We start from the raw sequence: 21,286 nt of genomic DNA on the forward strand, positions 1-21,286 counted from the left end.
TCATTGAAAATCTTTATTAAACAGACATTATGAAAAACTATAGTTTTATAAATCTATTTGTTGTTATGGTGTTTTCACTTTTGTTGGGAGCATGTGACCATGACGACGATTATGTAAGTTATTCTATTGATTTAAAGGATACTCCGGATCAATACGAATATTTGGATGAAAATGGTGAATTGGAGATACCTTTGTATGTCGCCTCTGAGGCCGGCATAAAGAGTGCTTATTACAAAGTGGGCGTGAAAAATGATGAAGGTAAGGTTGTGATTGGTAATTCGGTAGATATTCCGGTTCCTGAAAAATCATCGAATGATGTATTGTCAGTTAAAATTCCGGTAGTCAAGAATATGTCCCATATATTCTTTGCTGTATTTGACAAAAACGATCAATTGTACAAGAGAACGGTTACTGTTGCAGAAGTAAGAAACGCTCCTGTTTTAGCATTTAAGGATAATGTTGACCAGAAAAAGACGGTTTGCGTAGGCATTCCTTTCAATATCAAAGGAGAGATTCAGAGCGAATACGAACTGGCTTCAGTTTGGGCTGTTCCGGTGGTTAATGGAGTGGAAAAAGAGGCAGTTCAAGGAAGTTTATCTTCTACTAATTTTGAGCTTTCTATTCCGGTAGAGGCTGGCTTACAGTCTGTTCTTGTAAAAGCAGCTAATGTTCATGGTGGAGTTGCTATTAAAGAATTTAAAGTTCTGAATGTAGTGATGGAAGATTTCTTGGACCTGACATTCACCAGTGATTTGACAGAATTGAACAGAACTATTATAGGTAAGGTAAAGTCAATTGATGGAATGATAGCATCAGGTTCTGATATCGTTTCCGTGAAATATGCAATAAAGAAAAATGGTTCATTGGGCAATTATACAGAATTACCTCTCATTGACAGTGAAGGGAATGAAGCTAAATTCTCTATTCAGTTAACAGGTGAAGAGGGGATGGAATCTGTGGAGATTGTTGCAGCCAATCAAGGAAATGTAATAACTATCGAGAAACCCAGAGTAAAGGTATTAAGTGCATCCAGAGTTGCTTCTTTGACAGATGTTACTATGTCTACAGACCCTGCAGATAATGCTTGTTTCCTTGCATTATTTGAAGATACCCCTGTATTTGGTGTATCAACAGCGATAAATAAACAAGAAAGAATTGATTTTTACTTGGCAAACAAAGGAAATGGAGTTCAACCTTTGTCACCTCATGCTTATGGAGCAGGTGATGCTTATTATAATGCATCTAAACCTTATATTACTGGTTTTGAGACATTGACTTATGCCTTTATATCTGCTAAGCGGGGAAAAATAACTAAGGATGCGTTTGATGCTATCTTATCTGAGCAAGGGTTGCAAGAATTCTTGGAATCAAGTATCATACCTCCTTCTCCTGATGGTGAAAATTATAAGATTTACACAGCAAGTCGTCGGGTAGGCGATACATTTAATGATACAAGTAAGAAAGAGGGAGGTTTCCTTTTCGGTTGGGGTACTCATTCCCATCCGACTGTATCACCAGCTGTGGGTGTCAGCAATGTTGCATTTGCCATTTTCTATGTGAAAAGTGTGACAAAGAAGGCTAATGGTCATTGGACTATGGTGTTTGATGTGAAGTATCCATTGACAGATGAACGTGCTGCAAACACGGGTGGGTCTATAGCACCCTATGCTCCTTATCCATTGTAATTTCGGATAAGGAAAGAATCAAATAGCAAGGTAGAAGCTATTCATAAAGGGGCTGACTAAAAAGTTTTAACTTAATACCCCCCCCTCTGACTACAGACATATGTAGAAAGAATATTGTAAATAGAACTTTTTAGTTAGCCCCTGTTATTTTATTAGTAATTATAATTGGAGTGATAAGTTTAAAGCTGAATTGGAACTATGAAACTGAAAATATTTCTTGTTTTTTTCATTACCTCTCTGTTTTCTTGTTTGTCTGCCCAGGAACCAGTGCGTTTAAAGGTCATGACTTATAATCTGCGTTTTGGGGAGCTTTCTTCATTGAAGAATATTGCTGATTTTATTGTTGGAAATGAACCGGACTTCGTTGCTTTACAAGAACTGGATTGCATGACCAGACGTGAGAGAACACCACATCAGCATGACAAGAACTTTATAACGGAGCTGGGCTATTACACAAAGCTGTTTCCTCTGTATGGCAAAACTATACCTTATGCGGGTGGTTTTTATGGCATTGGAATGTTGACTAAATATCCGTATATAAATGTACAAAAGATTATGTTGCCTAAACAGGATGTCCGGCATGAAGCACGTGCACTGTTGATGGCTGAGATGGAATTGCCAAGTGGAGATACAATTATAGTCGCTTCTACCCATTTGGACTACACCTCTTCTGAATCTCGTGCCGAGCAGTTGAAGGTGATTACCAAAATACTGGAAGAAAAGCGTTTCCCTATTATTTTAGGGGGAGATTTTAATACAAAACCGGATTCTGACGAGATAAAAAAATATTTTAAGACATGGCAGTCTCTTTCAGATAATACCGTATTGACATCCCCTTCCAAGCATCCTCGGAATAAGATAGATTATTTGTTTGGTTATCCCCAAAAGAGTTGGAGACTACTCTCTTCTAAAGTAGAGAATATATTGCTCTCCGATCATTTGCCGATTGTGTCTGAAATAGAATTAGTTAATAAGTAAAATAAGGTTATGAAGATTTTTAGTTTTATTCTTCTTTTCATATTAAGTATGATGTCGGGATACGCTGAGAATACCGTCAAGGTTTTGTTCTCTCCTGATAATAATGTTGCATTCTCTGCCTACGAGGCAGGCGGTTTGCTGAAATACAAGATTTCTTATAAAGGAAAGCCTGTCATTTTGGAGTCACAACTTGGTATAGATGGTTGGTCGCAAAATCTGGAAATCGAGCGTATTGACTCTTTATCTGTAAATAAGACTTGGCATCCGGTTTATGGTGAACGAGCCGTAGTCGAGGATTGTTACAAAGAATATAACTATACGTTGAAAATAAAAGGACGGGGGAGTCGGCTTGCATTAATTGTGAGAGCTTATAATTCAGGTATTGGTTTTAGATATAAATATTTAGGCAGTTCTTATCTGCGTATTAGTAAAGAAGAAACAACTTTTGTCGTCCCTGAAAATACTTACTGCTGGTTTGCGCCTTTTGCTCAAGCAGAGCACAAACGTATGTTAGTGAAGGACTGGCCGGGTGAGGCCGAGAGACCGTTGACGCTCCAATTGGAAAATGGATTGTATGCAAGTCTGGCAGAAGCGGAAATGGTAAATTATAGTAGAACTAAGTTTGTGTTGCGGAAAGGTGAAAGTAATGTGATTCGTTGTAAAATGTATGATGCTGTGGAAGACATAGCTCCCTTTGAAACTCCTTGGAGAGTGGTGATGGTGGGTGAACAGCCTAAAGACCTAATCAACAATAATGATCTTATTTTGAACCTTAACCAGGCTTGCCAAATAGAGGATACGGAATGGATTAAGCCCGGACGAATTATCCGTACTGTTTCTTTGACAACAGAGGGAGCAAAAAAAGTAGTGGATTTTGCAGTAAAAAGAAATCTTGATTATATTCATTTTGATGCAGGCTGGTATGGCTCCGAAACTTCAAAAGATTCAGATCCCAGAAAGTCAGACGTTGATCCGCAACGTTGTTCTGTGAATGATTTGGATATACCTACCGTTGTGCAGTATGCAAAAAGTAAGGGAGTTGGGGTGTGGCTGTATGTCAATCAACGTGCTCTTGCTGCACATTTGGATGAAATTCTACCATTGTATGAGTCTTGGGGGATCGCTGGTATTAAATTTGGTTTTGTTCATGTCGGTTCGTTCAGGTGGAATATCTGGCTTCACGAGGCTGTTAAGAAATGTGCGAAATACCACCTGATGGTTGATATTCATGATGAATATAGGCCAACCGGTTTTAGTCGCACTTATCCAAACTTGTTGACTCAAGAAGGTGTGAGAGGCAATGAAGAATTTCCTGATGGGGTAAATAATACCACATTACCGTTTACTCGTTTTATTAGTGGCGCAGCAGACTGTACAGTTTGTTATTATCATAGAAAAGAGCTGAAACCCGGATTGGCACAGAGTCTAAATGCACGTTCATTGCTAAATACCTCTTGCCATCAGATGGCATTATCCGTTATTAATTACAGTCCTTTGCAGTTCTTGTATTGGTACGACACACCGGAAGATGTAAAAGATGAACCCGAATTATTTTTCTTTGATAACTTACCCACTACATGGGATGATTCAAAGACGCTTGATGGTGCTATTGGAGAATATATAGCGATGGCCCGTAAAAAAGAGGGTGTTTGGTATGTCGGATGCATTACTAATAATGATGCAAGAGATTTGAACATCTCTCTCGACTTTTTGGATAAAAACAAGAAGTATGAACTGACTCTATTTACAGATGGAGGCGAAAAAGTAAAAACAAGAACACATGTGGATATTAAAACGAAGAAAGTAACCAGTCGGACAATACTGAATTTGTCGCTTTTACCTCGTGGTGGTGCTACAATGATTATTAAAGAATTGAAAAAGTGATATGAAGAAATGTATATTAGGTAGTCTGCTTGCACTTTTCTGTTCATGTTCTTCTCATTCTGATTTTGATGTGGCTTCTTCATTGAATTATTGTGAGGAACAAACTAAAAAAAGTCTTGCAGTGTTGAATGATACAACCCGAATGCCACGGAATATTTTGTCCGGTGAGGGACAAAAACAATGGCATTGTACTTCCATTAATGATTGGACAAGTGGTTTCTGGCCAGGTATTTTATGGTATGTGTATGAGTATACACGTGATGATGAAATCAAGAAACAGGCTGAACGTTACTCTTCAGCCTTGTTTCCTGTAGTAGATCGTAAAGCCGATAATCATGATTTGGGTTTTATGATGTTTTGTAGCTCCGGCAATGCTTACAGGCTTACAGGAGAGCAAAAATACAAAGAAATATTGCTTCGTACAGCTGATTCGCTAGCCACTTTGTTTGACAAGAGAGTGGGGACGATTCACTCGTGGCCCGGAATGCGGAAACAAAAGGGATGGCCGCATAATACGATTATTGATAATATGCTTAACTTGGAACTCCTGTTTTGGGCTTCTAAAAACGGGGGAGGCAAAGATTTGTACAATATAGCTTATAGCCATGCGCTGGTGACTTCACAAAATCAGTTCAGAGAAGACTACAGTACCTGTCATGTGGTTGTATATGACACAATCAATGGGAAGCGAATCAGCCAATTAACCCATCAAGGATATGCGGATAAGTCAATGTGGGCACGCGGACAGGCGTGGGCTATTTATGGTTTCACCATGTGTTATAGAGAAACGGGTGAACCGCTTTTTCTGGAGGTGGCACAAAAAGCAGCGGACATTTATTTGAAAAGACTTCCTGAAGACCATATTCCTTACTGGGATTTTGATGTTCCTAATTTACTCAATGAACCTCGTGATGCTTCGGCAGCTGCTGTGGTGGCCTCGGGATTGTTGGAACTTAGTTCGTATGTGAAAGACAAGGCAAAGTCAGGTGCATATTTAAATTCAGCAGTAGAAATGGTAGAAGTATTGTCTTCCCCTGCTTATCGAGGTGGACAAACTAACAATGCGTTCCTTCTTCATTCCACAGGACATAAGCCCGATGGAACGGAAATAGATGCGTCAATCATATATGCTGATTATTATTATATAGAGGCATTAATCCGCTTGAATAAAATTTATAATAATGGTAAGCCAAACAGTGATGAATAGATATGTTTTATTTATATACTTGTTATTCTTTGTTGGAACAGCTTTTGCCCAACAAGATGAGAATTTCTATTTTTATTCTACAGAGGATATCAGCAATATAAAATCCTCGTCTAAGACAAAGTGGGGGAATAAAATTTTGGGTAAACTTGCTGAAACCATTGCGGAAAGGGAAAAACATTCATTAGCTATACCTGCTTTGGAAGGTGGGCATGGGCATCATTATTTTTGTCCGATTCATAACACTCAATTTGTATTTGACTGGGAAAGTCCTAAAGCGCATTATTGCGCAGTATGTAAGAAGAAATGGAGTGATGTTGACAGGTATGACTGGGCATGGGTGAATTTTGTTCATGGAGCTAACTTGGACTATTTGAAGGCGAATATGTATTTGTATTTAGCTACGGATGAAAAAAGATATGCGGATAATATAACTTCCATGCTCTTGGACTTATCTCATAAGTATCCTGCCTATAAAATCCATGACCGGGAGCGAAAATATACTCCCGGCACTAGTGGCAAACTGTTCTCCCAAAGCTTGGATGAAGCTGTATGGGCTATAGATGCGGCCCGTGCATTTTTGGTTGCTTCTGTAGAAATGACGCTGCAAGAACGTCTTCAAATAGAAAAAGGTTTCCTGCGTCCCTGTGCTGACTTGCTGCTATCTAGCCGCGATAAGGGGAACTGGCAAGTTTGGCATAATGGAGGAATTATAGCATTAGGGGTTGCTTTGAAAAATGATTCTATCATCAATGCTGCCTTAAACAAACCGGATCTGGGATATTATGATATGCAAAAAAAGAATGTATATAATGATGGCTGGTGGAATGAAGGATCGGTCGTTTATCATTTTTATCCTTTAAGGGCTATTCTTCTTTCTGCTGAGGCAGTAAGGTGTCGTCATATAAACCTGTATGATGAGAAGGTTATCAATATGTTTTTGTCTCCGGTCAATATGCTTTACTCGGATCTAATGTTTCCTTCTCAAAACGACGGTTGGTATGGAACAACATTGTTAGAACAGGCTGGCTTATATGAAATAGTTGCTTTGCGTACAGGAAATCAAAAGATAATAGATGTATTGGCAGCTTGTTATGAGAAAATAGAGCGAAAATCACCAGATGCGTTAATCAATGGAATGGAGCTGAAATCTCATGCTTCCGGTGTCTCTTTAAGTAGTCATTTATTCCCCGATTTAGGTGTTGGTGTGTTGCGTTCTAAAAATAAAACGATTGTTCTGAAGAATGGTCCCAGTGGTGGGGTGCATGGACATCCGGATAAATTGTCTATTAGCATTCATGACGGACGTAGGGAAATCCTGCCGGACTTGGGAACTACGGCCTATGGTGTGCCGGATTGCTATGCTTGGTATCGAAAAACAATATCTCATAACACAGTGACTATTGATAAGAAAGATCAAAAAGCATCTAAGGGGAAAATAGTATTATTTAAGCCAACTTCTTGTGGAGGTGTAATAGAGGCTGTGTCTGACAGTACGTATGTAGGAGTGAATATGCATCGCACTCTTTCCTTAGAAGGTATAAAGTTGGTAGATCATTTTACATGTGAGTCGGATGTGGAACATACTTATGACTATACATTGATATTGCGTGATTCCATCTCTCTACCGTCAGAAAGGAAAGACACATTACTTGAATATGAAAGGATATCGAAAGTACGTAGGAGTCCTGGTAAAGGCACCTTTTCTTTTTCTATGAGTGATGGAACAAAACTCTCTTTAGAAGTTCATTCTCCGTATGAATTATTTATTGGAGTAGCTCCCGGTATTCCACCTGAAGGATTGAAGAAAGGTGAAGATGTCTACCCGTTGATTATTCGAACCAAAGGTAAAAAAATGGATATTAAAACCATTTGGACTTTTGTTGATTGATTGCCTTAGATGTCTAAATTTCGGTAGAAGCGTAAGATGAAAGGAAGTCTTGTTAGAAAAATAAATTCATTAAAAAATATAATATGAAAATATTTCTTTCTGTTTTATTCGTTTGGTGTTGTACGTCTGTATACGGATATAATAAAATTTCAATAGATACATTGGGTAATGGAATTATCCGTTTGTCTGTAGGAACTCCGGACGAACATACCCCTTATGATTTTTGTCCGAAGAAACCCAAACAGGGAAGTTTGGAAAAACTACCTGAAGGTACGCTTCCTTTTATATTGGAAGATATAGACTTGCAAATTTTTAGCCGTGGTGGACGGGTGCGTATACCATTGCTGAATGACGAACAGCTTTATGGCTTTGGACTTCAAATAGGTTCATTCCAACAGAGGGGACTGAAGAAAAAGCCGATAGTAAATGACCATCCTCTGAACACATTAGGATACACGCATGCCCCTCAGCCATTTTATATTTCAAGCAAAGGATATGGCATTCTGATTAATACATTGCGCTATACAACTTTTTATTGTGGCACGCATACTGAAAAGCATACCCAAAAGAAAATAGTTTCCTCAAATGGTGAAGTGAAGAATTCAACAGAAGAACTTTATGAAAACAAGAAATCAGGCAATTATGTCTATATTGATATTCCTAATTGTAAAGGAGTTGAAGTTTTTGTTTTTAAAGCTTCCAATGTAAAAGAAGTTGTCCAAAAATACAATCTGCTTTCCGGAGGCGGCTGTTTGCCTCCGATGTGGGGACTTGGATTCAAATATAGAACGAAAACAGATTTTACTCAAGAAGGTGTGATGAGGATACAGGCTTATTTCAGAGATAAGAAGATTCCTTGTGACGTGATTGGATTGGAACCAGGATGGCATACCGCAGCTTATTCTTGTTCTTATGTTTGGAATGAGAAACGTTTTCCAAATCATCGTTTAATGTTAAAAGCCCTGAATGAGAATAACTATAAAGTGAATCTTTGGGAACATGCATATGTGCATCCGACATCACCATTGTGGGAGCTGCTGAAAGATTATTCAGGAGATTTTCTGGTTTGGGGGGGCTTAGTCCCGGATTTTGCATTGCCGGAAACAAGAAAGCGTTTCTCTGATTATCATAAACAGCTCATGGGAGAAGGTATTTCGGGATTCAAATTGGATGAATGTGATAATTCTGATATTTCTGTAGGCAATTCAACTTGGGGATTTCCTGAAATGAGCACTTTCCCTTCCGGAATGGATGGTGAGCAAATGCATCAGGCATTGGGACTATTGTATTTGAGAACATTAAATAATATGTATGAAAGCGAGAATCGGAGAACCTTTCAAGATTATCGCTCTTCCGGTTTGTTTGCTTCTTCCGTTCCAGCTTCTTTATATAGTGATATTTATGGATATAAAGATTACATTCAAATGATCAGTAACTCAGCTTTTGGTGGTTTGTTGTGGTCTCCGGAAGTTCGTCAGTCCGGTTCTAAACTTGAATTCTTCAGACGTTTGCAGCTCGTGTTGTTGTCAGCTCATGCTGTGGTAGATAGTTGGTTCCTGCAAAATCCTCCTTGGTTGCAATATGATAAGGATAAGAATAATACAGGAGTCTTTTTGGCCGACAGTGTTGAGATGGAGAATATAACACGCAAACTTATAAATACCCGCATGCGGTTGTTACCGTATTTATATAATGCATTTGCCCGTTATCATATGGAAGGTATTCCTCCATTTCGTCCTCTGTTGATGGATTTTCCTATGGATGCTAAAACACAGAATTTATCAGATCAATATATGATGGGAGATAATTTGCTGGTTGCTCCTTTACTGGATGATACTGGAAAGAGAAAAGTCTATTTCCCGGCCGGTGCATGGTATAATTTTAATACGAATGAACGTTACGAGGGAGGTCGAGAATACGAAGTTGCCATTGCTTTAGATGAAATGCCTTTGTTCGTTAAGGACGGTACAATTTTACCTTTGGCAGATCCGTTACAGTTTGTTTCTGAAACTTCTGTTTTTAATATAACCTGTCAGGTCTATGGTAATTCTGATGGAAAGCATTGTACATTATTTGAAGATGATGGGGTTAGTTATGATTTTGAAAATAAGAATCGTTATAATTGGTTGACATTGGGAGTTAAAAAGGGAAAAGGCTATTACAAACGTCAAGGTGCTTTCAATGGACGGAGATATAACATCAATAAATGGGCTTTTATAAAGTAAAAAGATGATTGGAGCTTATGATAAACAGGCAGACTAATAATAAGAAAGAACAGATGATTACTCTTAGGAATACCAATGGCTTAGTAGCCCGCTTCTCCACCTATGGAGCACGTTGGTTGGATATGTTTGTTCCCGACAGGAATGGTTGTTTTGAAGATATTTTGTTAGGATTCAGTGATTTGTCTGACTATAAATGTGCTTCAGAACAATATTATGGTGCTATTGTCGGACGTGTTTGTGGCCGTATCAAGAATGCTCATTTCAGTATAGGTGAGGAGTGTTATGAACTAGCTGCTAATGATATATATGGCAAACCTAAGTTCAATCATTTGCATGGAGGAATTTTAGGGTTTCATAATCGTTTATGGGATAGCTCGATTAAAGAGAATGAGCAGGGAGAAGAAACTGTTGTTTTTACCTGTTTGTCAAAAGATGGGGAGGAGGGGTATCCTGGTAATTTAAGTGTTTCTGTGAGCTATACATTAACTGTTGATAATTCAGTAGAAATGGTTTGTAGAGCTGTAACAGATAAAGTGACGCCTATAAATGTAACGAATCATGCTTTCTTTAATCTGGCTGGAGTTCGGAATAATATAGATGTGTTGTCTCATAGCCTTAGATTATGTTCATCTCAAATAATAGCTTGTGATGATAATCTGGTTCCTACTGGAGATTTGGTCTCTGTAGCCGGAACTGTATTAGACTTTAGGCAATCACGCCAGATTTCAGATGCATTAATGACTGACTACCTAGGGATTAAGCAACAAAAAGGTTTTTCTCTTGCTTATGCTTTATGTAATAAAAAAGAGTGCTCTCCCGCTGCTGAATTATATGATAAAGATAGTGGGCGGAGATTATCTGTTTATACCAATCAACCATCTTTGCAGGTATACACAGGCTATCTAATGGATGGTTCTGATGTGGGAAAAGGTAATATCCCTTATTATGCGAATGCAGGAATTGCTTTAGAAACTCAAGGATATCCCGATGCGGTACATTGGGAATGTTTTCCTTCTGTGCTTTTAAATGTTGATGAAGAATACTTGCAATATACGAAATATAAATTCTCCGTTGATGATTGTATGAACTTTTAAATGGATTAGTTACTTTAATAATAATCTTGTATTATGAAAAACTTGTTAGGTAAGAAGAGTATGTTATTGTTGCTTGTTTATACTTATTGTTTATCGGTATCTATGGCTGTTGCTACTGACAAAAGCTGTCCCGCACAAAAAGTAATAAACAGGCAATTTGGGGATAATATTGAAAATGTTATTTTTAAGATGATAGACCCTTGTGAAGGAAAAGAGACATTCTTGATAGAGTCTTCTAAAGGTGTCTTGACCATTAGTGGAAGTAGCCAAATAGCTTTATGTTATGCCTTTCGATATTATTTGAAAAATGTTTGTGGAGCAATGAAAACCTGGAGTGGAGATCATCTTTCTTTACCTGAAACGTGGCCGGAGTATAATTCTGCGAAGCAAACGACACCATACGATTACAGGTATTTCTTGAATGTTTGTACTTATGGCTATACAGCTCCTTATTGGAATTGGGAACGTTGGGAAAAGGAGATTGACTGGATGGCTTTGCATGGAGTGAATTTTCCTTTGGCTACAGTAGCGGCAGAGGCTATAGCCGAACGTGTGTGGCTACGTTTGGGATTGGATAAAAAGGATATACAGTCTTTTTTTACTGCTCCGGCTCATTTACCATGGCATCGCATGGGAAATTTGAATTCTTGGGATGGAGGACTGTCTGACAGCTGGCAAAAAGAACAGATAAATCTGCAACATTTAATTTTAAATAGAATGCGAGAGTTGAATATGCATTCCATCGCACCAGCTTTTGCAGGATTTGTACCTATGGCTTTTGTGGAGAAACACCCGGAGATTAAGTTTAATCATTTGAAATGGGGAGGTTTTGATGAAAAATACAATGCCTATGTATTGCCTCCGGACTCTCCTTTTTTTGTAGAGATAGGAAGGATGTTTGTGGAAGAGTGGGAAAAAGAATTCGGAAAGAATGATTTTTACCTGTCGGATAGTTTTAATGAGATGGAACTTCCCGTAGCGAAAGATGACACGGAAGGAAAGCATAAGTTGCTTTCCCAATATGGTGAAACCATTTATAAATCGATCTCTGCAGGTAATCCGGATGCTATATGGGTGACTCAGGGGTGGACTTTCGGCTATCATCATTCTTTTTGGGACAAGGAAAGCTTAACAGCTTTGTTAAGTCATGTGCCGGATGATAAGATGATAATAATCGATTTGGGGAATGAATTCCCGAAATGGGTATGGAAGACGGAACAAACTTGGAAGATGCATGAAGGATTTTATGGTAAGAAATGGATCTTTAGTTATGTTCCGAATTTTGGAGGTAAGAATTTGTTGACTGGAGATTTGGGATTGTATGCATCAGCCTCGATTGAGGCTTTGCGCTCTAAATATGGAGAAAATTTAGTTGGTTTCGGTTCTGCGCCGGAAGGTCTTGAAAATAATGAGGTCATATATGAACTGCTTGCAGATGCTGGATGGAGTAAATCTGCCATAGATTTAGATTTATGGTTAAAAGAATATTGTATAGCTCGTTATGGGGGATATCCGAAGAATATGAGTGAGGCATGGAATTTATTAAGAAAAAGTTCATATGGTACATTCTATTCTTATCCCCGTTTTACTTGGCAAACTGTTGTTCCTGATATCAGGAGAAAGAGCAAAGTCGATATGAGTGATGATTTTTTTCATGGCATAGAGTTGTTTTTAAGTTGCTCCGAGAACTTGAAAGAGTCTGATCTTTATAGATACGATGCTATTGAATTTGCTTCTTATTACTTATGTGCAAAAGCAGATTTATTATATATAAAAGCATTGGAGAAGAAACAGATGGGTGCTAAGAATGAGGCTAATAAACTGTTGGAAAATGTTGTTTCTTTGTTACAGCAGGCAGATAAACTACTTTTGTCTCATCCTCTTCACCGATTGGATAGGTGGGTCGAACAGGCTAGAAACTGTGGTCAGTCTGTTGTGGAAAAAGATTTTTATGAAGCAAACGCAAAGCGTTTGATAACAACGTGGGGAGGAATACAGGAAGACTATGCAGCCCGCACATGGTCTGGCTTGATTAAGGACTATTATATACCTCGTTTGCAACTCTATTTTTCTGATAAGAATTTGGATGATTGGGAAGAAAAATGGATAACTACACCATGGCATAATACTACGGAGACTTTTCAGGTACCATTGGATGAAGCTGTAAGATTAGTAAAGAGTGCCGTGGCTTTGTGATGTTCCATATTACGCAAATAGTCTATACTTTACGCTAAATATTTGAAGGATGAAGCATATTTATTATTCTCTTTTGTTGTTTATTATGGTGGCTTTGCCTATACAAGCCAAGTCGGATGGTGATGTCTTAGTTGCCGAATCTATGTTGAAGCGATTAATTCCGGCTTATGTGAATCAGTTTCAGTTTAAGAAAACAGACAGCGAGAAAGATATCTTTAGAATAGAGTCCACAAGTAACTCTAAAATACAGATAAGTGGGAACAATGCTAATTCGATGGCTGTTGGTCTGAATTACTATTTGAAATACTATTGTTTGACAACCGTTTCCTGGTATGCCAGTCAACCGGTAGAAATGCCGGAAACCTTGCCTGAAATTCCAGAGCCGATAGAAATTCCCGCAAAAGTAGATCAGCGTTTCTTTTTAAACTATTGTACTTTTGGGTATAGTATGCCTTTTTGGAAATGGGTTGACTGGGAGCGGTTTATAGATTGGATGGCTCTTAACGGTGTTAATATGCCTTTGGCTATAACAGGGCAAGAAGCTGTGTGGTATAAAGTGTGGAAGGAAATCGGTTTGAAAGATCAGGAGATTCTTTCCTATTTTACCGGACCTGTGTATTTGCCTTGGCATCGGATGGCAAATATTGACTCTTGGAATGGACCATTACCAATGGAATGGCTAGAGAATCAAGTCGATTTGCAGAAAAAAATATTGTCCCGTGAACGGGAATTGAATATGAAGCCTGTATTACCTGCATTTAATGGACATGTTCCGGCAGCATTAAAACGAATTTATCCCGATGCCAATATTCAGAGTTTAGGTAAATGGGCCGGTTTTTCAAGGCAATATCATTGTTCCTTCTTGAATCCTGAAGAACCTTTATTTTCCTTGATACAAAAGAAGTTCTTAAAAGAGCAGACACTTTTGTTTGGAACAGATCATATTTATGGGGTAGATCCTTTTAATGAGGTTGACCCTCCGAGTTGGGAGCCTGACTATCTGGGAAAAGTGTCATCGAAACTATATCATACTTTGACAGAAGCCGATCCTAAAGCCGAGTGGCTACAAATGACCTGGATGTTTTATTTTGATCGGAAGAAGTGGACCGCTCCCCGCATCGAGGCTCTTTTGAAAGGCGTACCTGATAATAAAATGTTCTTACTGGATTATCATTGTGAGAACGTAGAATTGTGGAAAACTACAAACTATTTTCATGGGCAGCCTTTTATCTGGTGCTATTTAGGAAATTTTGGAGGAAATACGGCTATTACGGGAAACGTAAAAGAGAGCGGTAGACGACTGGATATCGCATTGCGAGAAGGAGGAGATAATATGAAAGGTATCGGTTCTACATTGGAAGGACTTGATGTCGTTCAGTTTCCTTACGAATATATTCTTGAAAAAGCCTGGGCTACGAATAAGGATGATGAAGCTTGGGTGAATGCGTTGGCAGACCGTCATGTAGGGAGTGTATCTTTGCCGGTGCGTGAAGCATGGCAGATATTATTCAATGATATATATGTGCAGGTACCTAAAACAGCCGGGATTTTGCCGACCTACCGTCCTAAGATGGGAGAGAACAGTGGACGTACAAAAACGAACTACTCTAACAAGCAACTTTTGCTGGTATGGCAGAATTTGTTGGATGCCTCGGATTTGCGTCGTGATGCTTTGAGACTAGATGTGATTTCTGTTGGTAGACAATTGTTGGGCAATTATTTCCTGACTGTTAAGAATGAGTTTGACAAAATGTATCAGACCAAAGATCTGGCAGCTCTGAATATGCGTGCTTCTGAAATGCGCGAGCTCCTGGTTGATATAGACAAACTAACATCATATCATGATTATACCTCTCTATCTAAGTGGATTTCTGATGCCAGAGGATTGAGTAAGGATCCTGTAATTCAGGATTATTATGCGAAGAATGCCCGGAATCTGGTTACTACTTGGGGAGGAACTTTGAACGATTATGCGAGCCGGGCATGGTCCGGATTGATTAGTGATTATTATTCCATACGTTGGAATATGTATATAGATGCTGTATTGAGGGCAGTGGAGAGTAAGACAGAATTCAGCCAAAAAGCACTGGATGATGCCATTAAGCAGTTTGAGGATCACTGGGTTTCTTCAAATAAGCAAGTGGAACGTAAAGTTGAAGGGGACTTGATGAATTACGCTCACTTTTTATTGAATAAATACAAAACAAGGCTAGAATGATGAATCGATTGATAGTAACTATAGTGGTATTATTGTCGCTGGTTTTAGAAAATCAGGCAATGGTTCAAAAGAAAGAGAAAGTCGACTGCAACTGGGAACCTGTAAAGTCTGCTCGTTTGGCGAACTATGGTGTGGTGACAGTGGATGAAATTAAGCAGGACATGAAGTCGGTACTAACTTATTTGGAAAAGAATACCCCCTCCCGTGTAGTTAATAAACAGAATGGGAAAATCATCACCGAATATGCCAAAATGGATCAGAATGCCCAACTCGAAAGAGGTGCTTTCAGCTTGATAAGCACTGAATGGGGAGCAACCTATTCGGCCATGCTTGCTGCGGCAGAGGCTACAGGAGAGGTGGAGTATAGCGATTATGTATATAAACGCTTCAACTTTTTAGCAGAAGTGACACCTCATTTTAAGACTGTGTATGAAAAATATGGCACTACCGATAGTATTATGATCCAACTCCTTGCTCCACGCACTTTGGATGACTGTGGAGCAATGTGTGCGGCGATGACAAAAGCTCAAATGACGAATAAGGATCTGAAACTGCAATCTATGATAGATGACTGTTTTAATGTCGTTATGTATCGGTCAGCAAAGTTGTCTGACGGCACATTTTCCAATGATCGCCCTTTTCGTCACACCTTATGGCTGGAGGATATGTTTAAGGGAATCCCTGCATTGGCATTAAGAGGACATTACTTGTCGTATGACCAGCAGAAATATTTTCAAGAAGTTGTACGTCAGATCAATCAATTTGCTGACCGTATGTTTGTGCCTGAGAAAGGGCTTTTCCGTCATGGATGGGTGGAAAGCATGAGTGAACATCCCGCCTATTATTGGGGAAGGGCGAATGGATGGGCTATGATGACACTTTGTGAAGTGCTTGATGTATTGCCTAAAGAACATCCGGACAGAGAACATTTGCTGGATTTGTTGCGACAGCACATTAGAGGAGTAGCGGCTTGTCAAGGCAAGAATGGCTTTTGGCATCAGCTATCCGACTGCGATGATTCTTATGATGAAACTTCGTCTACTGCTCTCTATGTATGCGCTATTGCTCACGCCATTAATAAGAGATGGGTTGATGCAATGGTTTACGGTCCGGTTGCTCTGTTGGGATGGAGTGCCGTCTCATCTGTTATCAACGCTGACGGACAAGTGGAAGGCACCTGTGTAAAGACCAGCATCGGTTTTGATCCGGCGTTCTATTATCATCGTCCGGTGAGTGCACTGGCTGCTCAAGGTTATGCTCCGGTCATTTGGGCAGGAGCGGAAATGGTCAATTTGATGAAACGTGAGCATCCGCGCATGAATGATGGTGCCGTTTGCTTTTATCCTACAATTCAACGGAGTGACCTGCCTGTATTCTCTTATTCAGAACCGGGAAATCCGCTTCAGTTTGTAGCCGGGTTGAGTCGCTTGGACAAAAAAGCTCCGGTGGTATTTGTCATAGGAGATTCTACGGTGAAATACCGGGCAGGTAACGGTGAATATGGCAGATGGGGTTGGGGAGGCTTTTTGCAGGCTTTCTTCGATATATCTCGTATCACAGTTGAAAATTGTGCCATGGAAGGGCGTAGCAGCCGCACTTACTATACAGAAGGATTGTGGGATAGGCTGTTACCGGCTATGCGGAAAGGCGATTATCTGATTATAGACTTCGGACATAATGACAGTGGTCCGTTAAATACCGGTCTGGCTCGGGGAGCACTGAAGGGGACAGACGATAAATCACAAAAAGTAGTTCTTGAGCGTGACGGAAGTATAGAAGAGGTATTCAGTTATGGACATTATATCCGTATGTATATCCGTCAGGCTAAAGCAAGAGGGGTTGAAGTGATTATTCTTTCTCATACGCCTGCCAATCAATGGCAAGATGGTAAAATGAGGCGTTGCACCCAAACCTATGCCAAATGGTCGAGAGAGGTGGCGGAACAAGAAAATGCTTATTTTGTAGATTTGAATGATATTGCAGCGAAGAAATTCGAGACTGTTGGTGAAGAGAAAACTAAGTCCCATTATATGGATATGGTACATACATCTAAAGAAGGAGCCATAATCAATGCGGAGGCAGTCATTGAAGGCATTCGTTATTTAGAGAAATGTCGTCTGAAGAGTTATTTGAAGAAATAGGAATCCATTAACCGTATGCCTGCCTCTTTAGTTCTTGCCATTTGTATAGGCTTTATAAAACACCGGAAAAGAATATCACCGATTAGAATAAATTGATTATATTTGTGGCGAGAATAAGCTAACAAAATAACATTTAATAATTAATACTTAAAAAAATGGCTTTAGAAATTACAGACAGCAACTATAAAGAGGTTCTTGCAGAAGGAAAACCGGTTGTTGTAGATTTTTGGGCTCCTTGGTGTGGCCCTTGCAAGATGGTGGCTCCTATCATTGAAGAATTGGCTGCGGAGTTTGAAGGACAAGTAATCATCGGTAAATGCGATGTAGATGAAAATGGCGATATGGCTGCCGAATATGGTATCCGTAATATTCCTACTGTATTGTTTTTCAAGAACGGTGAAATAGTAGACAAGCAGGTAGGTGCAGTTGCTAAACCGGTATTTGCGGAAAAAGTAAAGAAGCTTTTATAGTCGATAATACTTAATACCTATTACTTAATACTTAAATTACCATGGGACTGGAAGACGATTTTTTATTAGCAGATGCCGATGACGAAAAGACCATCGAGTTTATCAAAAACTATCTGCCTCAAGAACTGAAGGAAAAGTTCTCGGACGACGAATTGTATTATTTTCTCGATTTAATCGACGAGTATTACTCTGAAAGTGGCATTCTCGACGCTCAGCCTGATGAAGATGGTTATGTCAACATCGATTTGGAAGAGGTTGTGGCTTACATTGTAAAAGAAGCCAAAAAGGATGAAGTAGGAGAATATGATCCTGAAGAAGTCCTCTTTGTGGTTCAGGGAGAGATGGAATACGGAAACTCTCTGGGACAAGTGGACTAAACGACGTCCGGTCTCATTGTAGATAAAATTAAGATAAGGGGTGTGCTCTGTGAGTATACCCCTTTTTTGTGCGGTGTTTTTCTCAAACATTCTTATGCCTATGAGAAAAAGTTCTCACTGCGATGAGAAAAAATACTCATTGCAATGAGAATTAATTCTCACTGTGGTGAGAATAATCCCTTGCCTGAATAGTCTGAAACAGCGTATTCTGGTTATATTTCCTCCAATGCATAATACTGATAATCGCGAAGTATAGTCTGAAGAAATTTTTCCTGATTATCGTCACGAGGAGTAATGGAAAGCAGTTCCTGTACTTTCTTAGCAAGTGCCATGACACGTCTTGCCCGGTCTTTCTCGCTGGATTCCAGTGTTCGGGTAATTACATTCACTTGTTCGAGTGATAAATCAGCCGATTGCGGATATACCGGATTATAATTCTGGGTAAGATAATCGAATTCATCCAGGCTGACATGTATCTTACGGTAGTTTTTCTCTTTAATCACCATCGTACCGGCAGCAAGATCCCCTAACCGTTGATTGTTTTTATTCAATAAAACGACCAGAAGCCCCAGCCCGCTTGTGATGGGACCATCAATGGGGAAAAGAATCCATCTTAACAGATAAGAGCCTATACTGGGAGTGGAACCGTCCACTTTTACAACACGGATATTGATAAGTTTCTTCCCGAAACTCTGTCCGTGATTGAACATTTCGCAAAGAAAAGAATAACCGAGAATCGGCAAATAAACGATACACAGGAAAAAGAATAAACTGAATCCTGACGGTAAACTTAATTCGGATAAGAGAGTGGCAGTGGACAAGATGTAAAGCCCGATCAGAAAATAATCGATGATTAAAGCCATCAGTCGTTCGCCGATACTGGCTGGCGTTTGGCTGATACGAACGAATTGTCCGGTTATTATCGTAGATTCTGCCATTTCAGGTTAAACATTTTTAGGATTCCGTTGCAAATATATCATAATTCTCTTATTTTTGCTTCCGGTTTCGGACAAAACTTATCTGAAATCTATTGATAAGCATGAAAGAAGTAACGTTTATTCGTCGGAACATTGAAAAATGGAAGGAGACAGAGAAGGTTGTGGAGCGGGCGGCGAGTCTGTCTCCCGATCAACTAGCCGATGCATATACGGACTTGACAGCTGACTTGGCATTTGCTCAAACACATTTCCCGACTTCCCGTATTACTATTTATCTGAATAATCTGGCTTCGGCATTACATAACGAGATTTACCGGAATAAACGCGAGAAGTGGACACGCATTATTACCTTCTGGACACAGGAAGTGCCACGAACCATGCACGATGCACGCCGCGAATTACTGACCTCCTTTCTGATTTTTGTAGCCAGCGCATTAATCGGTGTATTATCAGCAGCGAATGATCCGGATTTTGTCCGGCTGATATTAGGAAACGGTTATGTAGATATGACACTTGATAATATAGCCAATGGTGAGCCCATGGCCGTGTATAACGGTTCTTCTGAAGTACCGATGTTTCTAGGCATTACGCTTAATAACGTGATGGTATCTTTCAACTGTTTTGCCATGGGATTGCTGACTAGTTTCGGCACAGGATATATGCTTCTTTCCAATGGCATCATGGTAGGAGCTTTTCAAACTTTCTTTTATCAACACGATTTGTTGTGGGAATCCAGTCTTGCCATCTGGCTGCACGGAACGCTTGAGATTTGGGCGATTATTGTGGCCGGTGCTGCCGGATTAGCTTTAGGCAACGGCTGGCTGTTTCCCGGCACCTATTCCCGACTGGAATCTTTCAGAAGAGGGGCGAAGCGAGGCTTGAAAATAGTGATCGGCACTGTCCCGGTATTCATTATGGCAGGCTTTATAGAAGGTTTTATTACCCGTCACACAGAACTTCCCGATATGTTGAGGCTTGGTGTGATACTCACTTCTCTGGCATTTATTATATTCTACTATATTTATTTACCAAATAGAAAAAAACATGGAATCACAGAAACCTAAGATTGCGATGTATGTGAAACGTCCTTTCGGTGAGAAGTTGAACGCTTCTTTTGATTTTATAAAAGAGAATTGGAAACAATTGTTTAAGTATTCAACTTATCTGATACTTCCTATATGCATCATTCAGGCTGCTAACTTTAGTGGTTTAATGGGAAGTATGACAGATCTTACTGCTATGCAGACTTCAGGAGGAATAGGTGAGAATCCATTGGCTGCTCTGGGACCCTCATTTGCATTGAATTATGCAGGAGTGATCTTCTTCTCATGCTTGGGAGGTTTGCTGCTGACTTCCCTGATTTATGCGATGGTACGATTGTACAATGAACGGGAAGAACGCCTGAATGGAATTGTATTTAGCGATATAAAATCGTTGCTGCTCCGTAATGTCAAGAGGCTGTTCCTGATGGGAATTGCTTGTGGTTTCTTGTTCTTCTTTGCGGTGATCCTTGTTGTTCTATTGGCTGTGTTAACACCTTTCACGCTCATTCTGACCATCCCGCTTTTATTCGCATTTATGGTACCTTTGGCATTAATGGCTCCCATCTACTTGTTTGAAGACATTTCGTTGGGCGAAGCATTTGCGAAAACATTCCGGCTAGGATTTGCTACGTGGGGCGGAGTCTTTCTGATATTACTGGTGATGGGGCTTATTGCCAGCGTATTGCAAGGAATCGTTTCTATACCTTGGTATGTGATCTATATTGTCAAAATGATCTTTACGATGAGTGACGGGGGGGCAACTTCTTCATCAGTCGGACTGAACTTCGCACAATATTTGTTCTCTATCCTGATGTTGTATGGTTCTTACTTGTCGGCTATATTCAGTATCGTCGGCTTGGTTTATCAGTACGGTCATGCATCGGAAGTGGTAGATAGCATAACGGTAGAAAGTGATATTGATAATTTTGACAAACTCTAAAA

Annotated in this window: 15 protein-coding genes and 1 pseudogene; 15 read left to right on the top strand and 1 reads right to left on the bottom strand. The window is 39.6% G+C overall.

What is annotated here, in order from left to right; translation table 11 throughout:
• The first annotated feature begins 29 nt into the window (after positions 1-29).
• From AAHJ11_RS17155 to AAHJ11_RS17215, 13 genes and pseudogenes are all read left to right on the top strand, one after another.
• A complete protein-coding gene (locus AAHJ11_RS17155) occupies positions 30-1,685 on the top strand; it encodes a hypothetical protein (RefSeq protein WP_217721272.1) in 1,656 nt (551 codons plus the stop codon).
• A 282-nt stretch (positions 1,686-1,967) separates the two neighbouring features.
• Positions 1,968-2,663 carry an endonuclease/exonuclease/phosphatase family protein gene (locus AAHJ11_RS17160; protein ID WP_320978279.1) on the top strand — a complete coding sequence of 232 codons (696 nt, stop codon included), beginning with the start codon at positions 1,968-1,970 and terminating at the stop codon, positions 2,661-2,663.
• A 9-nt stretch (positions 2,664-2,672) separates the two neighbouring features.
• Positions 2,673-4,547: a glycoside hydrolase family 97 protein gene (locus tag AAHJ11_RS17165; RefSeq protein WP_320975121.1), complete on the top strand. Its 1,875-nt coding sequence runs from the start codon at positions 2,673-2,675 to the stop codon at positions 4,545-4,547.
• Between the two features lies 1 nt (position 4,548).
• A complete protein-coding gene (locus tag AAHJ11_RS17170) occupies positions 4,549-5,754 on the top strand; it encodes a glycoside hydrolase family 88 protein (RefSeq protein WP_320975122.1) in 1,206 nt (401 codons plus the stop codon).
• Entirely contained in the window at positions 5,747-7,642 is a 1,896-nt protein-coding gene (locus AAHJ11_RS17175) for an alginate lyase family protein (RefSeq protein WP_320979177.1), read from the top strand. The genes AAHJ11_RS17170 and AAHJ11_RS17175 overlap by 8 nt, the downstream gene beginning before the upstream one ends.
• An 83-nt stretch (positions 7,643-7,725) precedes the next feature.
• Positions 7,726-9,867 carry a TIM-barrel domain-containing protein gene (locus AAHJ11_RS17180; protein ID WP_259021508.1) on the top strand — a complete coding sequence of 714 codons (2,142 nt, stop codon included), beginning with the start codon at positions 7,726-7,728 and terminating at the stop codon, positions 9,865-9,867.
• 17 nt (positions 9,868-9,884) lie between these two features.
• Entirely contained in the window at positions 9,885-10,961 is a 1,077-nt protein-coding gene (locus AAHJ11_RS17185; RefSeq protein ID WP_217721266.1) for an aldose epimerase family protein, read from the top strand.
• Positions 10,962-11,063: 102 nt separating this feature from the next.
• The gene (locus tag AAHJ11_RS17190; protein ID WP_320975198.1) at positions 11,064-13,157 is read left to right on the top strand and encodes an alpha-N-acetylglucosaminidase; all 2,094 of its coding nucleotides are present in this window, start codon (positions 11,064-11,066) and stop codon (positions 13,155-13,157) included.
• A gap of 49 nt (positions 13,158-13,206) precedes the next feature.
• A complete protein-coding gene (locus tag AAHJ11_RS17195) occupies positions 13,207-15,375 on the top strand; it encodes an alpha-N-acetylglucosaminidase (protein WP_148365249.1) in 2,169 nt (722 codons plus the stop codon).
• Positions 15,375-16,754, top strand: a pseudogene (locus tag AAHJ11_RS17200) (glycoside hydrolase family 88/105 protein); the annotation flags it as partial. The gene AAHJ11_RS17195 and the pseudogene AAHJ11_RS17200, both read left to right, overlap by 1 nt.
• A 66-nt stretch (positions 16,755-16,820) precedes the next feature.
• Positions 16,821-17,516, top strand: a complete 696-nt coding sequence (locus AAHJ11_RS17205; RefSeq protein ID WP_259023407.1) for a rhamnogalacturonan acetylesterase — start codon at positions 16,821-16,823, stop codon at positions 17,514-17,516.
• A 155-nt stretch (positions 17,517-17,671) separates the two neighbouring features.
• Positions 17,672-17,986: a thioredoxin gene (gene trxA, locus AAHJ11_RS17210; RefSeq protein ID WP_004307938.1), complete on the top strand. Its 315-nt coding sequence runs from the start codon at positions 17,672-17,674 to the stop codon at positions 17,984-17,986.
• Between the two features lie 41 nt (positions 17,987-18,027).
• Complete coding sequence (locus AAHJ11_RS17215) at positions 18,028-18,363, top strand: hypothetical protein (RefSeq protein ID WP_004307939.1); 336 nt, start codon at positions 18,028-18,030, stop codon at positions 18,361-18,363.
• A 212-nt stretch (positions 18,364-18,575) separates the two neighbouring features.
• Here AAHJ11_RS17215 and AAHJ11_RS17220 read toward each other — a convergent pair whose 3' ends face one another.
• A complete protein-coding gene (locus tag AAHJ11_RS17220; protein WP_148365248.1) occupies positions 18,576-19,301 on the bottom strand; it encodes an RDD family protein in 726 nt (241 codons plus the stop codon).
• Between the two features lie 101 nt (positions 19,302-19,402).
• On the opposite strand from AAHJ11_RS17220, the gene AAHJ11_RS17225 reads away from it, so the two are divergent.
• Positions 19,403-20,365, top strand: coding sequence for a stage II sporulation protein M (locus tag AAHJ11_RS17225; RefSeq protein ID WP_148365247.1), 963 nt, complete (start codon positions 19,403-19,405; stop codon positions 20,363-20,365).
• Positions 20,346-21,284, top strand: a complete 939-nt coding sequence (locus tag AAHJ11_RS17230) for a hypothetical protein (protein ID WP_148365246.1) — start codon at positions 20,346-20,348, stop codon at positions 21,282-21,284. The genes AAHJ11_RS17225 and AAHJ11_RS17230 overlap by 20 nt, the downstream gene beginning before the upstream one ends.
• Positions 21,285-21,286: the final 2 nt, after the last annotated feature.

The sequence above is a fragment of the Bacteroides sp. 90-K9/2 genome (genome assembly GCF_047310725.1).
Taxonomy (GTDB): domain Bacteria; phylum Bacteroidota; class Bacteroidia; order Bacteroidales; family Bacteroidaceae; genus Bacteroides; species Bacteroides vicugnae.

Bases quoted from the DNA above. Each gene is read 5' to 3' on its own strand.
- AAHJ11_RS17160 (WP_320978279.1), top strand. From the start codon at position 1,968: ATGACTTATAATCTGCGTTTTGGGGAGCTTTCTTCATTGAAGAATATT.
- AAHJ11_RS17155 (WP_217721272.1), top strand. From the start codon at position 30: ATGAAAAACTATAGTTTTATAAATCTATTTGTTGTTATGGTGTTTTCA.
- AAHJ11_RS17220 (WP_148365248.1), bottom strand. From the start codon at position 19,301: ATGGCAGAATCTACGATAATAACCGGACAATTCGTTCGTATCAGCCAA.
- AAHJ11_RS17180 (WP_259021508.1), top strand. From the start codon at position 7,726: ATGAAAATATTTCTTTCTGTTTTATTCGTTTGGTGTTGTACGTCTGTA.
- trxA (WP_004307938.1), top strand. From the start codon at position 17,672: ATGGCTTTAGAAATTACAGACAGCAACTATAAAGAGGTTCTTGCAGAA.
- AAHJ11_RS17195 (WP_148365249.1), top strand. From the start codon at position 13,207: ATGAAGCATATTTATTATTCTCTTTTGTTGTTTATTATGGTGGCTTTG.
- AAHJ11_RS17215 (WP_004307939.1), top strand. From the start codon at position 18,028: ATGGGACTGGAAGACGATTTTTTATTAGCAGATGCCGATGACGAAAAG.
- AAHJ11_RS17225 (WP_148365247.1), top strand. From the start codon at position 19,403: ATGAAAGAAGTAACGTTTATTCGTCGGAACATTGAAAAATGGAAGGAG.
- AAHJ11_RS17175 (WP_320979177.1), top strand. From the start codon at position 5,747: ATGAATAGATATGTTTTATTTATATACTTGTTATTCTTTGTTGGAACA.
- AAHJ11_RS17170 (WP_320975122.1), top strand. From the start codon at position 4,549: ATGAAGAAATGTATATTAGGTAGTCTGCTTGCACTTTTCTGTTCATGT.
- AAHJ11_RS17185 (WP_217721266.1), top strand. From the start codon at position 9,885: ATGATAAACAGGCAGACTAATAATAAGAAAGAACAGATGATTACTCTT.
- AAHJ11_RS17165 (WP_320975121.1), top strand. From the start codon at position 2,673: ATGAAGATTTTTAGTTTTATTCTTCTTTTCATATTAAGTATGATGTCG.
- AAHJ11_RS17190 (WP_320975198.1), top strand. From the start codon at position 11,064: ATGGCTGTTGCTACTGACAAAAGCTGTCCCGCACAAAAAGTAATAAAC.
- AAHJ11_RS17230 (WP_148365246.1), top strand. From the start codon at position 20,346: ATGGAATCACAGAAACCTAAGATTGCGATGTATGTGAAACGTCCTTTC.